The organism is Arthrobacter sp. 35/47 (genome assembly GCF_000520475.1).
GTDB classification, from domain to species: Bacteria; Actinomycetota; Actinomycetes; order Actinomycetales; family Micrococcaceae; genus Arthrobacter_D; species Arthrobacter_D subterraneus.
In genome coordinates this window covers 80,157-97,957 of the sequence record NZ_KI914592.1, presented here as the reverse complement: position 1 = coordinate 97,957, position 17,801 = coordinate 80,157, and the positions used below count along the sequence as shown (strand labels likewise).

Genomic DNA, 17,801 nt, shown 5'->3' with positions numbered 1-17,801 from the left:
GCTGGGCTTTCTCGGGGGAGGCGCTCTGCTGGTCGCGGGCATCCTGCCCGGGCTGAATACGCAGGCGGTGGTGCTGATGCCGGTGGGTATCGCGCTCAACATCTCCTTCGGGCAACTCGCCGGAACGCTCGGATTGCCGATCTACCTTGATGCTCTCGGCACCGTGCTGATCGGCGTCCTCGCCGGCCCCGCCGCGGGCGCCGCGACCGGCGTGCTCAGCAACGCGATCTGGGGCCTGTTCAACCCATTCGCCCTGCCGTTCGCTGCCGGTTCCGCCGCGATCGGGCTGCTTGCTGGCCTGGCCGCGCGCTGGGGCATGTTCCGCCGCCTCTATCTGGTGCCGGTCGCGGGCCTGCTGACCGGCGTCGTCGGCGGTTTGCTGGCCGCTCCGGTGGCGGCCTTCATGTTCGGCGCCGCCGGAACCATGGGCACCAACGCCATTGTTGCCGCGTTCCGCGCGATGGGGGATACGCTGCTGGTTGCTGCGACCAAGCAGGGCCTGACGTCGGACACCATCGACAAGCTGATCATTTTCACCGTCGTGGCGCTGATCGTGTACGCGCTGCCGCGCCGTACCCGGAACGCGTTCACCTTTGTCCGGCGGCACCGGGTGCTGTTGGGTGCGTCCTCCGGTGACGCAGGCAGCCGGGACGAGAGCGCTGCCGAAAGGAAGTAGCAGGTGAGGTTCCGCCGCCGGATCCTCAACCCGCTCACCGAGCTGACCATCGCCGGACTGCTGGTGGTGCTGGTGATGGTGATCGACGACTGGCGTTTTTCGCTCGCCGTTCTCCTGCTGCTGGTACTTCCCGCAGCGGCAACATCCGGGCGGGCTGGGCGCATCGCCGTCGCCTTCGGTGTGCTGGCGGGGCCGATGCTGCTGTTCCTCCTCCTCCTCCACGGGCTGTTCTACCCGGAAGGGGAGAGGGTCCTGCTCGACCTCGGCCCGGCCGCCGTCACCGCGGAGGGGCTGCTCTTCGCGCTGGAGATGGGTACCCGCGTTGCTGCCTTCACCGGCCTCCTTCTCACGGCGGCGTTGTCGCTGGAGGTCTCCGAACTGCTGAACACCCTGACCCACCGTGGCTGGAACCGGAAGCTCGTATACGTGCTCGGATCGGCCCTGGGACTGGCGCCGTTCGTGGCGGACCGGGCGTCGCAGATCACCAGGGCGCAACAGGCGCGCGGTCTGGTGGTGACCCGCGGCCCGATCTCGAAGCTCCGGGCGCTGGTCATGGTTGGGCGTCCGCTCATCGCCGGTCTTCTCACCGACGCCGCGGACCGCTCCCGCACCCTCGACGCCCGGGGCTTCGCCGGAACCGGCCCACGCACCAGCTACCGTGCCGACACTGACACCGCAGCCCAGCGGATGCTCCGCTGGGGGATGCTTGCCGCCGTCGTCGTTTTCACTTTCTGGTGGTATGTCGGGAGGCCCGCATGATTTCCCTTGAGCTGGAGAGCTTCGCCTACGACGACGGCGCGGTGCTGACTGGCATCGCTTTCAGCCTGGGCGTGGGGGAGCGTGCGCTGGTGGTCGGAGCCTCCGGTTCCGGGAAGAGCACCCTGGCGCGGGTGCTGGCGGGACAGTTCGACGCCGGTCAGGGCCACCGGTTCCTTGGCACACTGTCTGTTGCGGGGGAGCAGTTGGTCTTCGCCGGCTCCGGTTCGGATCCGCGGATTGATCCTGCGGCGTGGGCGCAGCATGTCGGGTACGTCGGGCAGCGGGCGCATGCACACTTGTCGATGGTCTGTGCGACCGTGGCCGAGGAAATTGCGTTTGGGCTGGCGAACCGCGGTGTTGCTGCCGGGCGGATGCATGCGCTCGTTGACCTGGCTGCCGTGCGGCTCGGGCTGAGCGACCTGCTGGATCGGGATCCGCGGCGGTTATCCGGGGGTGAGCTGCAGCGCGTCGCTATCGCGGCCGCTGTCGTCGGTGATCCTGGGTTGCTGGTACTCGATGAGCCGTTCAAGGGTCTCGATGTCGCTGGGCGCCGGGATCTCGAGTTGTTGTTAGCTGCGCTGGGGGAGAACGGAACCGCCATCCTGCAGTTCGAGCCGATGCTTCCCCGCGACACAGATCCGGCAACCCGGGTGCTGGTGCTCTCCGGCGGTTCGATGGTTGCCGTTGGTCCGGACGCGCGATGCGGTGAAGACCTCGGCAGGTACGGGATCGGTGTCGACGGGACAGTTCCCGACGCTGCACCCTTGGCGTCCGTCGTAAAGGACGGCGGTATGCCGGCCGTCCGGATCCGCGACCTCAGCTTCGGGTACGGCGCGGAACCGGTCCTGTCCATAGCGGCCCTTGACGTGTCCAGCGGTGAGGCGGTCGCGGTGCTCGGGCCGAATGGGTCAGGGAAATCGACCCTGCTGCAGCACCTCAACGGACTGCTCCGGCCGGATGCGGGAACGGTCCAGATCTATGGGGAGGACCTTCGGGGGCGGCCCGTGGGATCGCTTGCCTCCACGGTCGGTTACCTCTTTCAGGACACCGACCAGCAGCTTTTCGAGCACACCGCGCTGCGCGAGGTTGCCTACGGCCCGACGGCTGCTGGGCTGCCCCGGAAGGAAGCGGAGCGGTGCGCGCATGAGGCGTTGACCGCCGTCGGGCTTGCGGATGTTGTTCACCGCCATCCGCATGACCTGGGTTTCTGCGACCGACGGCTCGTTGCCCTGGCGTCACTGATGGCTACCGGGCCCCGCCTGTGGGTGCTCGATGAGCCGACAGTGGGCCTGGACCTGCGCGGGCGCGATATTCTCGCCCGGCTTCTATGGGGACACCTCGGCGACGGCGGGACCCTCATGATGGCCACGCATGACGAGGCCTTCGCCCGGGCGGTGAGCTCGCGGATTTATCGGATAGGCGCGGAGGGCTAGCCCTCGCACTCGACGCAGTAGGCGTGTCCATCGCTTTCCCGCGCCTTCTGGGACCGGTGGCGCACCAGGAAACAGGAATAGCAGGTGAACTCGTCCGCGCCCTGCGGAACCACCTGGACGATCAGCTCTTCAGAGACGATCTCCCCACCGGGCGTAAGCCCCTCGTCAAGGGAATCGGCTTCGTCCAGCTCAGTTACGACGCTGCGCGCATCCGGGGCGTTGGCGGCTTGCAGTGCCTCCAGGGACCGGTCCTGAGACTCCTTGACGTCGGAACGGACTTCGTCGTAATCGGTTGCCAATTTAGGTGTTCTTCTCTCTGACCGTGGGCGGGTATGACTACAGCAAGTGTGCAACACAGGATCGCACGTCTTTGTTCCCGCGCATAACAGGGGTCCTGAGTCTACATGGGAATCTCCGCACTCCTCGTCGCGGACCTTTCCTGACGGCGATCAGCCCGACGCCATATAATCCGAACATGCCAATCACGCGCCCAGACCGACGCTTCCACGCGCAGCCCTCTACCCTCGAGCAGTGCGGGGCTGACCTGTGAGCGGCGGTCTCGTCGCGCTGCTGGACGATGTCGCAGCACTGGCCCGCATTGCCGCCGCTTCAGTGGACGATATCGCCGCGGGGGCCGGTCGGGCGGGAGCCAAGGCTGCCGGAGTAGTGATCGACGACGCCGCAGTCACCCCGCAGTACGTGTCGGGGTCGGACCCGTCCCGTGAGCTTCCCATGATCAAGCGCATTTTCTGGGGCTCGCTCCGGAACAAACTGCTGATCATCCTGCCGGCGCTGCTGCTCATCAGTGCCTTTATTCCCTGGCTCATTCCGTTCATCCTCATGCTGGGCGGCACTTACCTCTGCTTTGAAGGCGCGGAGAAGGTGTGGCACAAGCTGCGCGGTGACCACAAGGATGAGAAAGCTCCGGCCGTGGAACGCGGACCGGAAGCGGAAGCCAAGGTCATCAAGGGCGCCATCACCACCGACTTCATCCTGTCCTGCGAGATCATGGTCATCTCCATGAACGAGGTTGCCGCCGAGTCCATCTGGTCCCGCGCGATCATCCTGGTGGTGGTGGCACTGGCGATCACGGTCCTCGTGTACGGGGCCGTCGCCCTGATCGTGAAAATGGATGACATCGGTCTGCACCTCGCCACCAAGGACTCCGCCGGGTCCAAGCGCTTCGGCGAAATGCTCGTCAAAGGCATGCCGGCCGTGCTCGCGGCCATCACACTGATCGGCACCGTTGCCATGCTCTGGGTCGGCGGCCACATCATGCTGCAGGGGGCATACGACCTCGGCTGGCATCTGCCGTATGACCTGGTCCACGCCCTCGAGGCGCCGTTCGTGGGAATCCCGGTAGTGGGCGGCCTCCTTGCCTGGCTCGTGAACACCCTGTGCTCGGCCGTGCTCGGGCTCGGCTGGGGACTGCTTGTCGTGGCTATCCTGCACCCGGTGCTCAAGGCGTTGCCGTTCGGCAAGGACAAGGGCGCACATGAGGAGGGCGACGTCCGCGCAGCCATGGCCGGGTACCGGCCGAAAAAGCATCCGGCTGAGCCCACCCCCTAGTTCTCCGCCGGGAAGGCGGCGATGAAGAAGAAGGCAGCGCTGGTATCGGCGGGGCTGGGGCTGACCGGGCTCGCGGCCCTGCTGACCTGGCGGGGACCGACTCTCCCACCGGGCACCGAGGCGACGATCGCCCGCGTTCGGGCGGAGCCCTTGACCGGAGTTGTCACAGGTACCTCGGGATATGCCCAATCCGGCGGCGTGCACATCTGGTACGAGTCCATTCCTCCCACCGGTGAGGAGAAGGGTGTCGTGTTGCTTAGCTCCTCGCTCGGAGTGGGCTCGCTGTTCTGGCCGCCCAGCTTCCTGCGGAGTCTGTCCGCGGCGGGCTACCGCGTGGTCAGGTATGACCACCGGGGCACCGGCGCATCGAGCTGGATGCCGGACTGGAACCGGAAGCAGCCGTATTCGCTGATCGACATGGCCCGTGACGTTGTTGCGGTCCTCGACGAGTTGCGCATCGAGCGCGCGCACCTGATCGGGCTCTCCCTCGGAGGTTTTGTGGCCCAGGAAGTGGTGATCGCCCACCCAGAACGTGTCCGTTCCCTCACACTCATGTCCACCTCGGCCGACCCGACCGACCCCTCCATGCCGGGCCCCCGCACCTGGCCGCTGGTCCGTTCCGTAGCGGCCGGCCTGCCCCTGCTGCGCTACCGACTGCTCGGCGGTGAAACAAATCTGGTGAAGGAGCTCATCGCCGGGCTCGTGGGGCAAGGCGGCGATGAACCGGTCGACGTCGAAGAGTGGACCAGGATTGTTCTCTACGACCTTCGGGAACGAAACGGACTCAACATGCGGGCACTGCTGCAGCATCAGGTTGCGGTCTCCGTGACCCGCTCCCGATACCCGCTGCTTGGCCAGGTCACTGCTCCCACCCTGGTGATCCACGGGACCGCCGATGCGTTCCTGCCCATTGAGCACGGACACCGACTTGCCGCAGCCATCCCTTCCGCCCAGGGGCTCTGGCTGGAGGGCGTCGGCCACCCGTTCCCGTATCCGCAGATGACCGGGGTGATGAAGGCGATCATGAGCCACCTCGGCGCGGCCTGACGCGAAACCGGCGAACGCGTAGAGAGCTCCGCAATCGTGATGAGCATCACCGCGCCACGGGGAACAGCGCCCGAATAGTTGAAGTTGCAACTTACGGAAGCACAGTAGCCGCCACGATTCGTGGAGGCTGAGCGAGAGGTAAGCCAAATGACCATTGCGCACGAAGAAGCAGTCATCGATTCAGCCGCCGTCGACGCCATTTTTGCCAAGGCACGCACCGCCAATTCCTTCACCGGAGAGGTGACGGAGGAGCAGGCCCAGGCCATCTACGAGCTGGCCAAGTTCGGCCCCACGGCGTTCAACTCGCAGCCGCTGCGCGTCACCTACGTCCGTTCGGAAGCAGCCCGCGCTGACCTCGTCGGCGCACTCATGGCAGGGAACAAGGCCAAGACCGCGTCCGCTCCGCTGGTTGCCATCCTCAGCTATGACACAAACTGGGCCGAGCGGTGGGACACCTTCCTCCCCGGCTACAACGCGCCCAAGGCGATGTACGACGCCGATCCCGAGCTGGCGGCCGCCACCGGCAACAACAACGCGCACCTGCAGGCCGGCTACTTCATCCTCGCGGTGCGTTCCCTCGGCTTTGCGGCAGGTCCTATGACCGGCGCGGATTTTGACGCCATCGACGCCGCCTTCTTCCCCGCCGGGGACCAGAAGAGCTTCCTGGTGGTCAACATCGGCCGGCCGGGAGATGAAGCCTGGGGCGAAGCGAAGCCCAAGTTCGCCTACGACGACGTCGTCCGCACCGTCTGAGGCGGACCTCACCATCCCCGCGGCGGGCGGCTATCCGGCGAGCAGTTCCCGGATGTCGTCCGCCGTCAGGGCTGAGCTGAAGACGGCGTCGTCATCCATGACCGAGCTGAACAGCCTGGCCTTCTGCTCCTTCAGCTTCATCACCTTCTCCTCGATGGTGTCGGTGGAGACCATCCGGTAGACCATCACGTTCTTGGTCTGTCCGATGCGGTGCGTCCGGTCCACCGCCTGCGACTCGGTGGCCGGGTTCCACCACGGGTCCAGCAGGAAGCAGTAGTCGGCCTCGGTGAGATTCAGCCCGAAACCGCCGGCCTTCAGGCTGATCAAAAAAACCGGTGCGCGGCCGTTCTTGAACGAGTCGATGACTTCGCCGCGCTTGCGGGTTGAGCCGTCGAGGTAGGCGAACTCGACACCCTGGGCCTCCAGGCGGGCGGCGGCGATCTTGAGGTAGGACGTGAACTGGCTGAACACCAGGGCGCGGTGCCCCTCAGCGAGGACGTCCTCCAGTTGCTCGAAGAGAACGTCCAGCTTTGCCGACGGCACCCCCTCATACTCGGGCTCCACCAGTGACGCGTCGAGGCTGAGCATCCGCAGCAGGGTCAGCGAGCGGAACACGATCATCCGGTTCCGGTCGAGGTCTTCAATCAGGCCCAGCAGTTTCTGCCGCTCCCGCTGCAGGTGCGTCTGATAGATCTTCCGGTGCCGCGGATGCAGCTCCACGGCGAGGACCTGTTCCTGTTTCGGCGGCAGGTCCGACGCGACCGCCTCCTTGGTGCGCCGCATCATCAGCGGGCGGATGCGCCGCCGCAGCCGCTGCAACCGCTCTGTGTTTCCCTGCTTCTCGATCGGAGTCCGGTACTCCTCGGTGAACGCGCGCGATGACGGGAACAGCCCCGGAGCGGTGATGTTGAACATCGCCCACAGCTCCATGAGGTTGTTCTCCATGGGAGTGCCGGTGATGGCGAGCTTGAACGGCGCGTCCAGCTCCTTGGCGCACCGGTGCACCTTGGCCGCATGGTTTTTCACGAACTGCGCCTCATCCAGGATGAGCCCGGCCCACTCCAGCGACTTGTAGGCGTCATGGTCCAGCCGGAACAGGGCATAGGAAGTGATGACGACGTCGGCGCCCTCCACCTGCTCCGCCACCGGTGTGCCGCTCTTGGCCTGCGTGTCCGCGATACCGCGGACCGCCAGCCCCGGTGCGAAGCGCTGCGCCTCCGCGATCCAGTTCGGCACCACGGAGGTGGGCGCGACGACGAGGAACGGCCGCTGCTCGCCGCTGCTCTTCGCGTGGGTCAGCAGCGCCAGCGTCTGCAGGGTCTTGCCGAGCCCCATGTCATCGGCAAGCACACCGCCGAGGCCATGGTTCCAGAGGAACGCGAGCCAGTTGAAACCGTCCACCTGGTACGGGCGGAGCGTGGCCTGCAGCCCGTCCGGCAGCGGGGTCTGCTCCACTTCGGTCAGTTCCAGCAGCCCGTTCACGGCAGCCCGCCAGGACTCGGCCTGCTCCGTTTCCTCCGCCAGGTCCTCGAACTCGGCCCACAGCCCCGCCTGGTAGCGGCTGATCCGCAGGCCGGTCTCCCACTCATTGAGCATCCGGGCCTCGTCGATGAGTTCGCGGAGCTGATCGAAGATGGGCTGGTTCAGGGACAGGTAGCTGTTGTCCACCAGCTTGATCCGGTTGGAACCCTTGGCCAGGGCGGTGAAGATATGGTCGAACGGGATTTTTCGGCCCTGCACCGTCACCAGCACACCGAGGTCAAACCAGTCGCGGTCTTCGGTGTCCACGGTGGTGATGAGGAGCTGCGGCGTCTCGGTGAGTTCCTCGAACGTGGGCCTGCTCCCGATGATGTCCACCCGGACGGCGTCGAGGCGCTCCACGCGGGGCAGCACTGTCTCCGTGAAATCCACCATGTCCATGCCGGTGAAGGTGCGGTCCTTGACCATGCGCCCTCCGAGCGCTTCGCGGACCGACTCCAGGGCCGCGCTTTCGGCGGCGGCATCACGGTAGCTGCCGTCGGCGTCGTTGTTTTTCAGGGGTTTGCGGGTCTCGGTGTCACCGGTCCGGTAGGCCCAGTCCCAAGAGAGATCGAGCTGGTCATCGCCGAAGGTGGCTGTCAGCACCAGGACGGGCGGAATGATTTCCGGGAAGGTGACGGAGCCGTCGCTGCTGACCACGTCGATGGACTGGATGAGCCGCGGATAGAAGCCGGCCAGGAACTCCTGTTTCTCCGACTCCGGAATGCGGACCGGCCGGGTCCGCTCCAGGAGCTCGCGGTTGTGGTCGGTGAGCTTCCGGGTGGTGGGGGCCAGCGTGATGACGCCGTCCTCCGACGCGGTGTAGACGCCGTGGTTGGCGATCACGTGCGCCGTCTGCGGCGGGTGGTTCTCCCCGTCGATGTTGATGGCCGGGCAGAGCTGGATGGCGCCGTCGGCGGTGGTGGCGTCGAGCAGCAGTACTGCCTGGGATGCCAGCTGCACGTTCACGCTCTTCTTGGACCCGACGAAGGCGATCCCAAGCCGCTGTGCCTCCTGAAGCAGCTGCCAGAGCAGGGGATTGCTGAAATCATCCAGGTGCAGCCAGGAATCGTTGTTGCCGAAATACGTGACGCCGGTGCCGCGGTGCAGCGCCGGGAACTGGGCAAACCAGCGGTGCTGATCCGGGTCCAGCTTGAGCCCGTACGTCTGGTAGCTGATATTGCCCCACGCCAGGTTGTTCTTGACCCAGTTGCCCTTGGCATTCCGGATCACCGGGCGGACGCCGAGCTTGTAGCCGCGGTAGGCGCGCCCCTTCTCCCACCGGGACACGGTGGTGGGCCGGAGTTCAAACTGCAGCCCCAGGGGAGTGGTCTGGACGGCAGCCAGCGCACCGTCGTCGTGCTGGTGGGCTGAGAGCAGCCCGGAGAGGGACTCCTGCCACCCGGCGGGCCGGGACGGCGACGCCGGCGCCGTCAGCTCCGCATTGGAGCGCAGGTTCTCCATGTTGGACCGGAGCGCGACGGCGGCAACATGTTTGCAGTCCAGCCCCACCGGACAGGAGCACACACTGTCCCGGAGGTGGTACCGGCCGTCACCCTTCCGCGCCAAATACAGCTGGGTGCGGTACGGCGACGGCGACGTGCCCATCACCCGGGCGTGCACCGTTGTCGACTCCGGTTCGAAGGTGAGCCCCTGCACCAGGGAGTCCTTGGCATAGCCCTGACCGCGCTGGAACGCGGCGCCGCCCACCATGCGGATGATGTCGGCGACATCGATCATGGGATACGCGGACTCGGGCATGAATTCATGCTCTCACGCGCTCCTGACAGACTGGCTCCATGCGACTACTCACTGTGGGGCATGGGACAGCGGACCGGGACCAGTTCAGCGCGCTGCTCCGCGGCGCCGGCGTGGAGGTGCTCGCGGATGTGCGCCGCTTTCCGGGGAGCCGCCGCAATGACGACACGCGTAGGGAAGCGCTCGAGCAGTGGCTGCCGTCCGAGGGGATCGACTACGTGTGGCTGGAGGATCTGGGCGGCCGCCGTCGTCGTACTGCCGGTGAGCCGGAAACGGACCAGTGGTGGCGGGTTGCGCAGTTCCGTGCCTACGCCGCCTACACCAGGACCGGGGAATTCACTGCGGCGCTCAGGGTGCTCCGGGAAACGGCCGCGGAGCGAGCCACGGCAATCATGTGCAGCGAGAGCGTCTGGTGGCGCTGCCACCGGCGCATTGTGGCGGACGTCCTGGTGCTGCTGCATGGCTTCGAGGTGCAGCATCTCATGCCGAACGGTTCGCTGACCGCGCACGAGCCGTCTGCCGGGGCACGGGTCTGCGGCGGTGCCGTGTACTGGGATGTGCAGGACTAGTTTCGGCGAATCCCGCCCAGCCGGGCGGCAACCGCGACGAGGACCAGGAGAACCGCGCCGGCAACGGCGGAGACGCTGATCCCGATCCCGTAGGACATGGCCTCCTCGCCGGAGCCCGCCAGCAGAAACCCCCGCTGTACGTCGAGCCACACTCCCGCCACCGAGAGCAGGACGATCACGGGCAGTTGCGGCAACCCGACCAGCAACGATTCCACCACGCCAAGGTCAGCGTGCAGGCGGCGGTTGAGCAGATAGGCGGTGAGGGGTGCGGCCGCGACAAACGCCATCAGCCAGAATGCCGACAGCGCCTCAGTAGTGGACGGGCTGCGCAGCAGGATCGGTATGAACAGGAGTGTTGTGGCAGCGGAAGAAGCTGCGGCAAGCATCGGTACACGCCCGACCGACCCTTCCCAGAGCCCACGGTTCCTGGCGGCAGAAGTGTTCATCAGAGGCCAATCTCGATACACCGGCTGATGCCTCAATTCTACGCTTTCCCGTTCTCGGGGAGTCCGTCCGGAATGGGTCGGCGGCCGGGTGCTGCGCTAGATTTAAGGGACCGCCCGCACCTGACCAGGAGACCTCCATGACCCCTCGTACCCTCTTCCGCAGCGTCGCCGTCGCGGAGGCTGTCACGTGGGCGCTGCTCCTTGCGGGCATGTACCTGAAGTACGTTGCCGGGACCACCGATGCGCTGGTCTCCGTCGGCGGTGCGCTGCACGGCTTTGTGTTCCTCGCATACCTCGTGAGCACCTCCTTTGTCTGGGTGAACCAGCGGTGGAGTGCCGGCACCGGCGCCCTGGGACTGCTCGCCGGTGTGGTTCCCTTCGCGACGGTCCTCTTCGACTGGCAGCTTGAGCGCCGCGGAAAGCTCGACGGCGGTTGGCGGCTTGCGTCCGGAAAAGAGCACCCAGCCGGTGCGGTGGAGAACCTGCAGGCCTGGGTGCTGCGCAACCCGCTCCCGGCGGTCCTGGTGGCGATCATCGGCGTGAGCGTTGTCTTCGCGGCGCTCCTGATCGCCGGACCGCCCGTTCCGGTGGGCTGACGCTCTTCCCGGAGCGGTGGGCTGACGCCGCCGCCTGTTCGGCGGGCTTTTCGGTGGGCTGGCACCACCGTCTGTCAGGGTTTGGCGCCGCATTCCGCGAGGAGGTCCTGCCGGTCGACGGGGTCGAGCTGGCTTCCCGCGATGGCACGGGAGATCCGGTGCCGCTGTCTGCGGATCTGTTCAGCCTGCCGGTGGGCTGGATCATTGTGCTCGACCTCCGACAACAGCTCCACCAGGCGGCGGGCCACACGCGGATCATCCATCCCGTAGGTGCAGATCTGCGAAACCACCAGGTCCAACAGTGTGGCGAACGTCCGCCGGGCAAGGAAAACCCTTGCACGCCCCTGACCGTCGGTCATTACCCGGTGGCCCTGACCCTCACGGGCAAGCGCGGACAGGCCCGTTGAAAGGTGGCCCAGTGCGTGCACGCAGGTGGTCGGATCATTGACGCTCGGGGAGATCGCCCGTACCGCTACGTCGAGGATCTGTTGCAGGGGGAATCCGATGTCCTGGACCGAGTTTCGCTCGAATCCGATGGTCAGGGCATTGCAAACCGCCTGCCGTAGTCCATCGGTTTGCTCAGAGCTCCACCCGTCCGGTGAGTCGCCGCCGAGTTTCCAGGCGTGTGCGAAGGGAGTTCCTTCGACGAGGAAATCCCCGGGCGGGCGATCCAGGGCGATGGTGACGTTGAACTGCTCAGCAGCCTTCAGCAGCGCCGGCTCGTTTGCCTGCACCAGGAAACCCGATGTCGTTGCCCGAAGTTCGACTGCACCCGGCGGGGCGTCGGGGACATAGTGAAGGGGTTCGGACTCGGAACCGGTGCCGCCCACCATCGTCATGAAGTCGTTCCGTACCTCGACCAGCATCCGTTCCACCCGGAGCTGGCGGGAGAGATGGCCGAGGAACAGCACCAGGCCCACGACTGTTGCCAGTGCAAGCAGGAACGAGAGTGTGACGGCGATTTCCGGGACAAAGCCTGTTGAGGGCCCGTCCTCGTCCCTGATGGTCCGCAGGACGGTGAGCGCAAAGGCGAAGGTCGACAGGAAGAGCGCGAGGGTGTTGTGGACAAACCGGTCGCTGGTGAACGTCCGCAGGAGCCTGGGGGAGTACTGGCTGCTCGCCAGCTGCAGGGTGACCACCGTGAGGGAGAAAGTCAGTGAGGTGACCGTAATCGTGGAGGCGGCGATCGCTTCCATGAGTGAGCGGGCAGCGGGCGCGCCTCCGCCGAACAGCAGGGCGGAAAGCGCCGGCGGCATGTCGTCGTCGAGCAGGTGGTCCAGCCAGGTGACACACTGGGCCAGCGCCACGGAGGCGATCACGGCCGCAAGGGGTACGGGCCAGAGCTGCGTCCGGACGTAATCCCGGATGACGCCCGGAGTCAGGTTTGAGGCGATATGCCGGGATGGCCGCGTGGGTTCCATGGTCGAACCCTAACAAGCAGTATCCCCGGAGTGTCGGTTTGCAGGAAGATACACAGCCTGCTTATGATTTTGGGGTGCTTCAGTCGTCAATGAGTTCCCGGCCGTCAGCCCACTGCGAGAGTCAGACGGGCATCGCTGAAGAGCTGCGAGAATCACCCCGCCGGGTCCGCGACCTGGAGCGGGTGAGGGTCCAGCTTGCGCGCACCCTCCTGGATGTACAGCAGGCGTGCGAGGTGTCGCGTGATCCCGATCACGCGCAGCGTCTCATCTCTGCGGCGGTCCGCGACCTTGAGGAACTCGATGCACGGCTATTCGAGGCGCGCACCACGCATTCTGCTACCGAACGGTGCGAAGGCCTGCTCGCGGGTTGAGTCAGCCCGCCGTGAGGTCCTGTCCCGCGAGCTCATCTTCCGCCTGAACCATCCGCAGTTCGGGCCGCCGGTCCGCCGCTTTGGGGAACCCGCCAAGGTCCCGGATGTGAGCGATCAGCTCTTCCCTCAGGACCGCGTGCGAACCATCCGATGACTGCTCGTCTTCCATCGCCTGCGCCTGCTGCAGGATTGCTTCCCCCGCGGGGGTGAGGTGGACAAAGAAGACGCGGCGGTCGTCGTCGCTCCTGGTTCTGTGGATCAGCCCACGGACTTCGAGCCGCTCAAGCAGTTTGCCGATGGTCTGGGCCTGAACGCGCAGCTCCCGGGCGAGCTCCACCTGGGTGACAGGACTTGTCCGTCCCAGAATGCGAAGCGTCAGCAGCCCGGCATGGGTGGTTCCCAGCCTGCGTAGCCGTTCATTTTCCAGGTTGGAGCTCAGCCGTGCGGCCGTATTGAGAAGTCGGTTTGTTGGCCACTGCGCGATATCCATGATGTTGTTTCTCTTCCGGTCGCCGTGCAACGAATCCTTGCGGTCGCTTGTGTGTCTGCTTCTGTCGTGTAAGGAAGGGTTCCCGGGCCCGGCCCTCAGGCGTGGTGATGGGTGTCCTGTTTTTCGATTGCCGATGTCATGCGTTGGAGAAAGCGCGTCACGTGCAGCGCCTCTTCCGGGCTGAGGGATTCCGCGACCTCCATCATCCGTTGGTGCATTTCCCCCAAGGTTTCCCGCACTTCGATGTCCGCGCTGCCGGTCGGCACAATCTCCACCGATCGCCTGTCCGTCGGATGCGGCCGGCGAATGAGGTGCCCGCTGGCCACGAGTCGGTCAATCAGTCCGGTTGTTGACGCGGTGGAGATGTTCAGCATCCGCGAAAGATCCTTGGGACTGATGCAGTGCCCGGCTTTGTGGGCCCGCATCGCATACCGGATCGCCATCAGGTCGGTCTCGTTCATCTTCATGGACTCCCGAATGCGCCGGCGCATCTCAGCCTCGGCCGCACGGTAGACGCGCAGGGCGTTAAGGACGTCAACGCCGCCGGGGTTCTCCTGGTCGGCGTACCAGTACCCTGCGCCCTCGGTGCTCATCGCAGTTTCCATATCGACCATTTTATAGTTCCGCTACTTGCTAGGACACCGAGGAAACCTAAAGAACGGTCGTTATTTTCAGGATATCTCAAGAAGGCCTTCATTTTTTCGGTTTTTCATCGTGGACACCTCAAGCTAAGGTCGTATATAACTAGCTGAACTAGATACTATTCTACCTACCGAACGGAGCAGTTGATGTCCACAGTCGCTCATACATCGCGCGGCGCACTGACACCGGTTCCTGCGACGCACGACGGCTCTTGTCTTGACGCCTCTTCTCTTGACGGCCTGTGGCTGCCAGAAGGCCTGGGCGATGCAATGCACGACGGCGTGCCGCATACAGAGCGGATCATCGCAGCTGCCGGAGCAGTGGAGTCGCTTGAATGGGAGCTGGACCGCGCGCAGAGTGCTCTCACGGAAGCCATTGAGCAGGCCGCTTCGAACGGCTGCCCGCTCGAGGAAATTGCTGAATCCGCAGGGCTCGCCCGGGCGGACGTCGCCACCATGCTGTGGGCCGCCCGGTCCGATCGCAGCCATCAGTGAGCGGCGGTCCCACCTCCTCGACGCTGGCGGGACGCTGGGAGCTTCAGCGGGCCATCGGCTCCGGTGCGGCCGGAGTCCTGTGGGCTGCCACCGACCGTGAGACCTACACGACAGTGGCGGTCAAGGTGGCGCGCTCCGCCGGCCATTCCTTCACTGATGAAGCGCGGCTGCAGGCGCAGGTCGATTCTCCGTATGTAGCGCGCGTCCTGGATTCCGGTGTCGCTGGTGACAGCGGACAGACAGCCGGCGCCTACCTTGTGCAGGAACTGGTTCCGGGAGTGAACCTGCGCGACCTGCTGCGGAGTTCAACCCCGCATAACGTCGATGTGACCGCCTGGGCCTACGGGCTTCTCCGGGCGCTGCAGTCCCTGGCTGCCGAGGGCATCGTGCACCGGGACATCAAGCCGTCGAACATCATGATCCCGCTTACCGCGGGAGGATCACCGGCGCCCCAGCCCAAGCTGGTTGACTTCGGGACTGCTGCCCGCGGCGTGAATTCCGACGACGACGCATCCTCCAGCGGCACTGTGCTCTACATGAGCCCCGAGCAGGCGCGCGGTTCAGGCGTCGGCACAGCGAGTGACATGTACTCCCTCGGACTGGTACTGCTCGAATGCCTCACCGGTGACCGGGCGTTCTGCCTCCCGGCGATCGAGTCGCTGGTTGCCCGGACGCTACGCAACCCGGTCATTCCTGACACTGTCCCGGTGTTCTGGCAGCGCCTCATCCGCGCCATGACCTCCATGGACCCGGCGTTGCGCCCCACACCGGCCGAGGCGCTGGCTATGCTCACGGGCTCCGGCGTCAGCACGGGCTCACACATGCGCACTGGGCCGGGCGTGCTCACGGGCCCCGGCGTGCTCACGGGCCCCGACGCCGTTTCTTACGGCTCACGTACCGCGCCTCACCTCGCGCTCGCTGTCTGACTTTCCACGGGCGCCCTGCTCGGACCAGACGCCGCCCGTTCAGAACGCATAGCGGATCCGGATATACGGTGTGATCCGTTCGATGAGTGCTGTCAGTTCCCGGACATAGCGCGCCTTGGCACCTGAACGGTACCGGACGTTGGTGAAGCCGTTTGAGGAGACCTTGGACTCCTGCAGTTCCGGCCGCCACAACGCTTTCTCCGCTTGTGGATGCCAGCCAAGATTGACCTCGTGAAGCCGCTCGTTGTGGGTCAGGAAGATGACTTCAGCGGCGAGCTGCGCCTTGGCGGCAGGGCTCAGTGCGGCATCGAGTTGGCGGAGGAGCTCCTCCCAATCGTTGAGCCAGGTCTCCGTGACTATTACGGGGGAGAAGTTCACATGCACTTCGTAGCCGGCGTCGACGAAGTCGTTGATTGCCGCCATGCGCTCCGCCACGGGCGACGTGCGAATGTCGATGGATTTCCCGAGGTCCGCGGGCATGAGGGAAAACCGGATCCGGGTGTGGCCGCCGTGGTCCCAGCGCAGCATCTCCGGGTTCACATATTTGGTGGCGAAGGACAGCTTGGCCGTCGGAAGGTCGCGAAACAGCGTGACCAGGTCTTCGACGTTGTCGCTGATGAGGGCGTCCACGGAGCAGTCACTGTTTTCGCCGATGTCGTAGACCCACAGCTCCGGGTCACACTGGTTCGGTTCCAGTTTCATGCCCTGGCGGGTGGCGTGCCTGTCGAGTGCGGCGGCGATCTGGTCGATGTTCGCGAAGACCGTCACCGGATTGCTGTACCCCTTATGGCGCGGAACATAACAGTAGGCGCACGCCATCGCACAGCCGTTGGCGGTGGAGGGCGCTATGAAATCGGCGGACCGCCCGTTCGGCTTGACCGTCAGAGCCTTCTTGACCCCCAGCACCAGAGCCTCGGTCTTGATCCGTGACCAGCGGGGCACATTGGTCTCATCACCGTGGACTTCCGGGATGTTCCAGTGGTTGTCTACCGGAACAACCTCGGCCTCCGGCCACCGCTCCACGATTTCCTTGCCCCGCGGCAGCTCCAGCGCTGCGGGCTGGGCATAGATGCGCCGGATCTGCAGCAGCCGGTTGAAGTCCATGCGTTTATGCTCCCTCGCGTTGAATTGGCAGGACACTCCCCTTATCCGCGGGAATTAGCGGCGTGTCCTGCCGACTCAAGGGATTCGCGGTGCCGGGGTCAGAGGATTGGCCGGCCGCCGGTCACGGCGATGCGCGCTCCGGACATGTAGCTGCCGTCGTCGGACGCCAGCAGCACGTAGGCGGGGGCGAGTTCCGCGGGCTGGCCGGCGCGGCCCAGGGGAGTGTCGTCGCCGAACTGTTCCACCTTCTCCGGCGGCATGGTGGCGGGAATCAACGGCGTCCAGATCGGCCCGGGTGCAACGCTGTTGACGCGGATTCCCTTCTCTCCGAGCATCTGCGCGAGGCTCGCCGAGAAGTTGGCGATGGCAGCCTTGGTCGCAGCATAGGGCGCCAGGGCGGGGCTCGGCATGTCCGAGTTCACCGATGAGCTGCCGATGATGGAGGAGCCCGGAGCCATGTGCGGCAGTGCGGCCTTGACCAGGTGGAACATCGCCGACACGTTCACCTTGAACGTGTACTCCCACTCTTCTTCGCTGATCTCATCGAGGGAATCGTGGCTCATCTGGTAGGCGGCGTTGCTTACAAGGACGTCGACCTTGCCGAACTCCTGCACTGCCAGCTCGATGATGTCCCGGCAATGCTGCGAGTCCGACAGGTCGCCGCGCACGGTGACGGCCCGCCGGCCGGCTTCCTCGATGTGGCGGGCGGTTTCCTCGGCGTCATTGTCCTCGCTGAGGTAGGAGATGAGGACATCCGCGCCCTCGCGCGCAAAGGCGATCGCCACGGCACGGCCGATCCCGCTGTCGCCGCCCGTGATGACCGCCGCCTTGCCGGTCAGTTTCCCGCTTCCGCGGTAGCTCTTCTCCCCACAATCGGGTGTGGGATCCATCTCCGACTGAACGCCGGGTACGTCCTGCTGCTGCGCTGGCTGGCCCATCATCTACTCCTGTGTTGGCTCGTGGTGTCCGGAACTTCCGCGCAGCTATGGCGGCTTGACGACGGTCCTCGCTGAGGTAGGAGATGAGGACATCCGCGCCCTCGCGCGCAAAGGCGATCGCCACGGCACGGCCGATCCCGCTGTCGCCGCCCGTGATGACCGCCGCCTTGCCGGTCAGTTTCCCGCTTCCGCGGTAGCTCTTCTCCCCACAATCGGGTGTGGGATCCATCTCCGACTGAACGCCGGGTACGTCCTGCTGCTGCGCTGGCTGGCCCATCATCTACTCCTGTG

19 protein-coding genes and 1 pseudogene are annotated in these 17,801 nt (G+C 65.6%); 11 read left to right on the top strand and 9 right to left on the bottom strand.

Annotation, left to right across the window (positions count from 1 at the left end):
* From X803_RS18400 to X803_RS0107085, 3 genes are all read left to right on the top strand, one after another.
* The coding region (locus tag X803_RS18400; protein ID WP_051470552.1) for a hypothetical protein at positions 1-676 on the top strand (676 nt) is incomplete at its 5' end.
* A 3-nt stretch (positions 677-679) separates the two neighbouring features.
* Entirely contained in the window at positions 680-1,435 is a 756-nt protein-coding gene (locus X803_RS18395) for an energy-coupling factor transporter transmembrane component T (RefSeq protein WP_051470551.1), read from the top strand.
* On the top strand, positions 1,432-2,868 hold the full coding sequence (locus X803_RS0107085) for an ABC transporter ATP-binding protein (protein WP_035778179.1): 1,437 nt from the start codon (positions 1,432-1,434) through the stop codon (positions 2,866-2,868). Before X803_RS18395 ends, X803_RS0107085 begins: the two co-directional genes overlap by 4 nt.
* On the opposite strand, the gene X803_RS0107080 is transcribed toward X803_RS0107085, so the two are convergent.
* Positions 2,865-3,167 (bottom strand): DUF4193 domain-containing protein, encoded by a 303-nt coding sequence (locus tag X803_RS0107080; RefSeq protein ID WP_026544603.1) that lies wholly within the window; start codon positions 3,165-3,167, stop codon positions 2,865-2,867. The genes X803_RS0107085 and X803_RS0107080 overlap by 4 nt on opposite strands.
* Before the next feature lie 247 nt (positions 3,168-3,414).
* Here X803_RS0107080 and X803_RS0107075 point away from each other — a divergent pair, with 247 nt between their 5' ends.
* The 3 genes from X803_RS0107075 to X803_RS0107065 all read left to right on the top strand — a co-directional run bounded on the left by X803_RS0107075 (position 3,415) and on the right by X803_RS0107065 (position 6,237).
* Positions 3,415-4,437, top strand: coding sequence for a DUF808 domain-containing protein (locus tag X803_RS0107075; protein ID WP_026544602.1), 1,023 nt, complete (start codon positions 3,415-3,417; stop codon positions 4,435-4,437).
* Between the two features lie 21 nt (positions 4,438-4,458).
* Complete coding sequence (locus X803_RS0107070) at positions 4,459-5,484, top strand: alpha/beta fold hydrolase (RefSeq protein ID WP_026544601.1); 1,026 nt, start codon at positions 4,459-4,461, stop codon at positions 5,482-5,484.
* A gap of 147 nt (positions 5,485-5,631) precedes the next feature.
* Positions 5,632-6,237 (top strand): malonic semialdehyde reductase, encoded by a 606-nt coding sequence (locus X803_RS0107065; RefSeq protein WP_026544600.1) that lies wholly within the window; start codon positions 5,632-5,634, stop codon positions 6,235-6,237.
* 30 nt (positions 6,238-6,267) lie between these two features.
* Here X803_RS0107065 and X803_RS18390 read toward each other — a convergent pair whose 3' ends face one another.
* Positions 6,268-9,516, bottom strand: coding sequence for a DEAD/DEAH box helicase (locus X803_RS18390; protein WP_035778178.1), 3,249 nt, complete (start codon positions 9,514-9,516; stop codon positions 6,268-6,270).
* 38 nt (positions 9,517-9,554) lie between these two features.
* Here X803_RS18390 and X803_RS0107055 point away from each other — a divergent pair, with 38 nt between their 5' ends.
* A complete protein-coding gene (locus X803_RS0107055) occupies positions 9,555-10,082 on the top strand; it encodes a DUF488 domain-containing protein (protein WP_026544599.1) in 528 nt (175 codons plus the stop codon).
* On the opposite strand, the gene X803_RS0107050 is transcribed toward X803_RS0107055, so the two are convergent.
* Positions 10,079-10,528, bottom strand: coding sequence for a hypothetical protein (locus X803_RS0107050; RefSeq protein WP_156929991.1), 450 nt, complete (start codon positions 10,526-10,528; stop codon positions 10,079-10,081). The genes X803_RS0107055 and X803_RS0107050 overlap by 4 nt on opposite strands.
* A 137-nt stretch (positions 10,529-10,665) precedes the next feature.
* On the opposite strand from X803_RS0107050, the gene X803_RS0107045 reads away from it, so the two are divergent.
* The gene (locus X803_RS0107045; protein WP_026544597.1) at positions 10,666-11,124 is read left to right on the top strand and encodes a DUF3817 domain-containing protein; all 459 of its coding nucleotides are present in this window, start codon (positions 10,666-10,668) and stop codon (positions 11,122-11,124) included.
* A gap of 74 nt (positions 11,125-11,198) precedes the next feature.
* Here X803_RS0107045 and X803_RS18385 read toward each other — a convergent pair whose 3' ends face one another.
* A complete protein-coding gene (locus X803_RS18385; protein ID WP_051470550.1) occupies positions 11,199-12,545 on the bottom strand; it encodes a DUF2254 domain-containing protein in 1,347 nt (448 codons plus the stop codon).
* Between the two features lie 89 nt (positions 12,546-12,634).
* Here X803_RS18385 and X803_RS0107035 point away from each other — a divergent pair, with 89 nt between their 5' ends.
* Positions 12,635-12,916 (top strand): hypothetical protein, encoded by a 282-nt coding sequence (locus X803_RS0107035; protein ID WP_162149206.1) that lies wholly within the window; start codon positions 12,635-12,637, stop codon positions 12,914-12,916.
* 1 nt (position 12,917) lies between these two features.
* Here the strand turns inward: X803_RS0107035 and X803_RS18380 are convergent, their stop codons facing one another.
* Positions 12,918-13,406 (bottom strand): MarR family winged helix-turn-helix transcriptional regulator, encoded by a 489-nt coding sequence (locus tag X803_RS18380; RefSeq protein ID WP_051470549.1) that lies wholly within the window; start codon positions 13,404-13,406, stop codon positions 12,918-12,920.
* Between the two features lie 95 nt (positions 13,407-13,501).
* A complete protein-coding gene (locus X803_RS0107025; RefSeq protein ID WP_026544595.1) occupies positions 13,502-14,011 on the bottom strand; it encodes a MarR family winged helix-turn-helix transcriptional regulator in 510 nt (169 codons plus the stop codon).
* A gap of 183 nt (positions 14,012-14,194) precedes the next feature.
* On the opposite strand from X803_RS0107025, the gene X803_RS21815 reads away from it, so the two are divergent.
* Together X803_RS21815 and X803_RS18375 are read left to right on the top strand one after the other, a co-directional pair.
* Positions 14,195-14,542, top strand: coding sequence for a hypothetical protein (locus tag X803_RS21815; RefSeq protein WP_090585633.1), 348 nt, complete (start codon positions 14,195-14,197; stop codon positions 14,540-14,542).
* The gene (locus X803_RS18375; protein WP_051470548.1) at positions 14,539-15,468 is read left to right on the top strand and encodes a serine/threonine-protein kinase; all 930 of its coding nucleotides are present in this window, start codon (positions 14,539-14,541) and stop codon (positions 15,466-15,468) included. The genes X803_RS21815 and X803_RS18375 overlap by 4 nt, the downstream gene beginning before the upstream one ends.
* A gap of 39 nt (positions 15,469-15,507) precedes the next feature.
* On the opposite strand, the gene X803_RS0107010 is transcribed toward X803_RS18375, so the two are convergent.
* From X803_RS0107010 to X803_RS21420, 3 genes and pseudogenes are all read right to left on the bottom strand, one after another.
* On the bottom strand, positions 15,508-16,572 hold the full coding sequence (locus X803_RS0107010) for a spore photoproduct lyase family protein (protein WP_026544593.1): 1,065 nt from the start codon (positions 16,570-16,572) through the stop codon (positions 15,508-15,510).
* Positions 16,573-16,670: 98 nt separating this feature from the next.
* Positions 16,671-17,513 carry a glucose 1-dehydrogenase gene (locus X803_RS0107005; protein WP_245702750.1) on the bottom strand — a complete coding sequence of 281 codons (843 nt, stop codon included), beginning with the start codon at positions 17,511-17,513 and terminating at the stop codon, positions 16,671-16,673.
* A gap of 61 nt (positions 17,514-17,574) precedes the next feature.
* Positions 17,575-17,787: pseudogene (locus X803_RS21420) on the bottom strand (SDR family NAD(P)-dependent oxidoreductase); the annotation flags it as partial.
* Positions 17,788-17,801 lie beyond the last annotated feature (14 nt).

What these genes read in the sequence shown, in the direction of transcription:
- X803_RS0107085 (WP_035778179.1), top strand. Translation starts at nt 1,432, where the DNA reads ATGATTTCCCTTGAGCTGGAGAGCTTCGCCTACGACGACGGCGCGGTG.
- X803_RS0107070 (WP_026544601.1), top strand. Translation starts at nt 4,459, where the DNA reads ATGAAGAAGAAGGCAGCGCTGGTATCGGCGGGGCTGGGGCTGACCGGG.
- X803_RS0107065 (WP_026544600.1), top strand. Translation starts at nt 5,632, where the DNA reads ATGACCATTGCGCACGAAGAAGCAGTCATCGATTCAGCCGCCGTCGAC.
- X803_RS18390 (WP_035778178.1), bottom strand. Translation starts at nt 9,516, where the DNA reads ATGCCCGAGTCCGCGTATCCCATGATCGATGTCGCCGACATCATCCGC.
- X803_RS0107055 (WP_026544599.1), top strand. Translation starts at nt 9,555, where the DNA reads ATGCGACTACTCACTGTGGGGCATGGGACAGCGGACCGGGACCAGTTC.
- X803_RS0107050 (WP_156929991.1), bottom strand. Translation starts at nt 10,528, where the DNA reads ATGAACACTTCTGCCGCCAGGAACCGTGGGCTCTGGGAAGGGTCGGTC.
- X803_RS0107045 (WP_026544597.1), top strand. Translation starts at nt 10,666, where the DNA reads ATGACCCCTCGTACCCTCTTCCGCAGCGTCGCCGTCGCGGAGGCTGTC.
- X803_RS18385 (WP_051470550.1), bottom strand. Translation starts at nt 12,545, where the DNA reads ATGGAACCCACGCGGCCATCCCGGCATATCGCCTCAAACCTGACTCCG.
- X803_RS0107035 (WP_162149206.1), top strand. Translation starts at nt 12,635, where the DNA reads ATGAGTTCCCGGCCGTCAGCCCACTGCGAGAGTCAGACGGGCATCGCT.
- X803_RS18380 (WP_051470549.1), bottom strand. Translation starts at nt 13,406, where the DNA reads ATGGATATCGCGCAGTGGCCAACAAACCGACTTCTCAATACGGCCGCA.
- X803_RS0107025 (WP_026544595.1), bottom strand. Translation starts at nt 14,011, where the DNA reads ATGGAAACTGCGATGAGCACCGAGGGCGCAGGGTACTGGTACGCCGAC.
- X803_RS21815 (WP_090585633.1), top strand. Translation starts at nt 14,195, where the DNA reads ATGTCCACAGTCGCTCATACATCGCGCGGCGCACTGACACCGGTTCCT.
- X803_RS0107010 (WP_026544593.1), bottom strand. Translation starts at nt 16,572, where the DNA reads ATGGACTTCAACCGGCTGCTGCAGATCCGGCGCATCTATGCCCAGCCC.
- X803_RS0107005 (WP_245702750.1), bottom strand. Translation starts at nt 17,513, where the DNA reads ATGATGGGCCAGCCAGCGCAGCAGCAGGACGTACCCGGCGTTCAGTCG.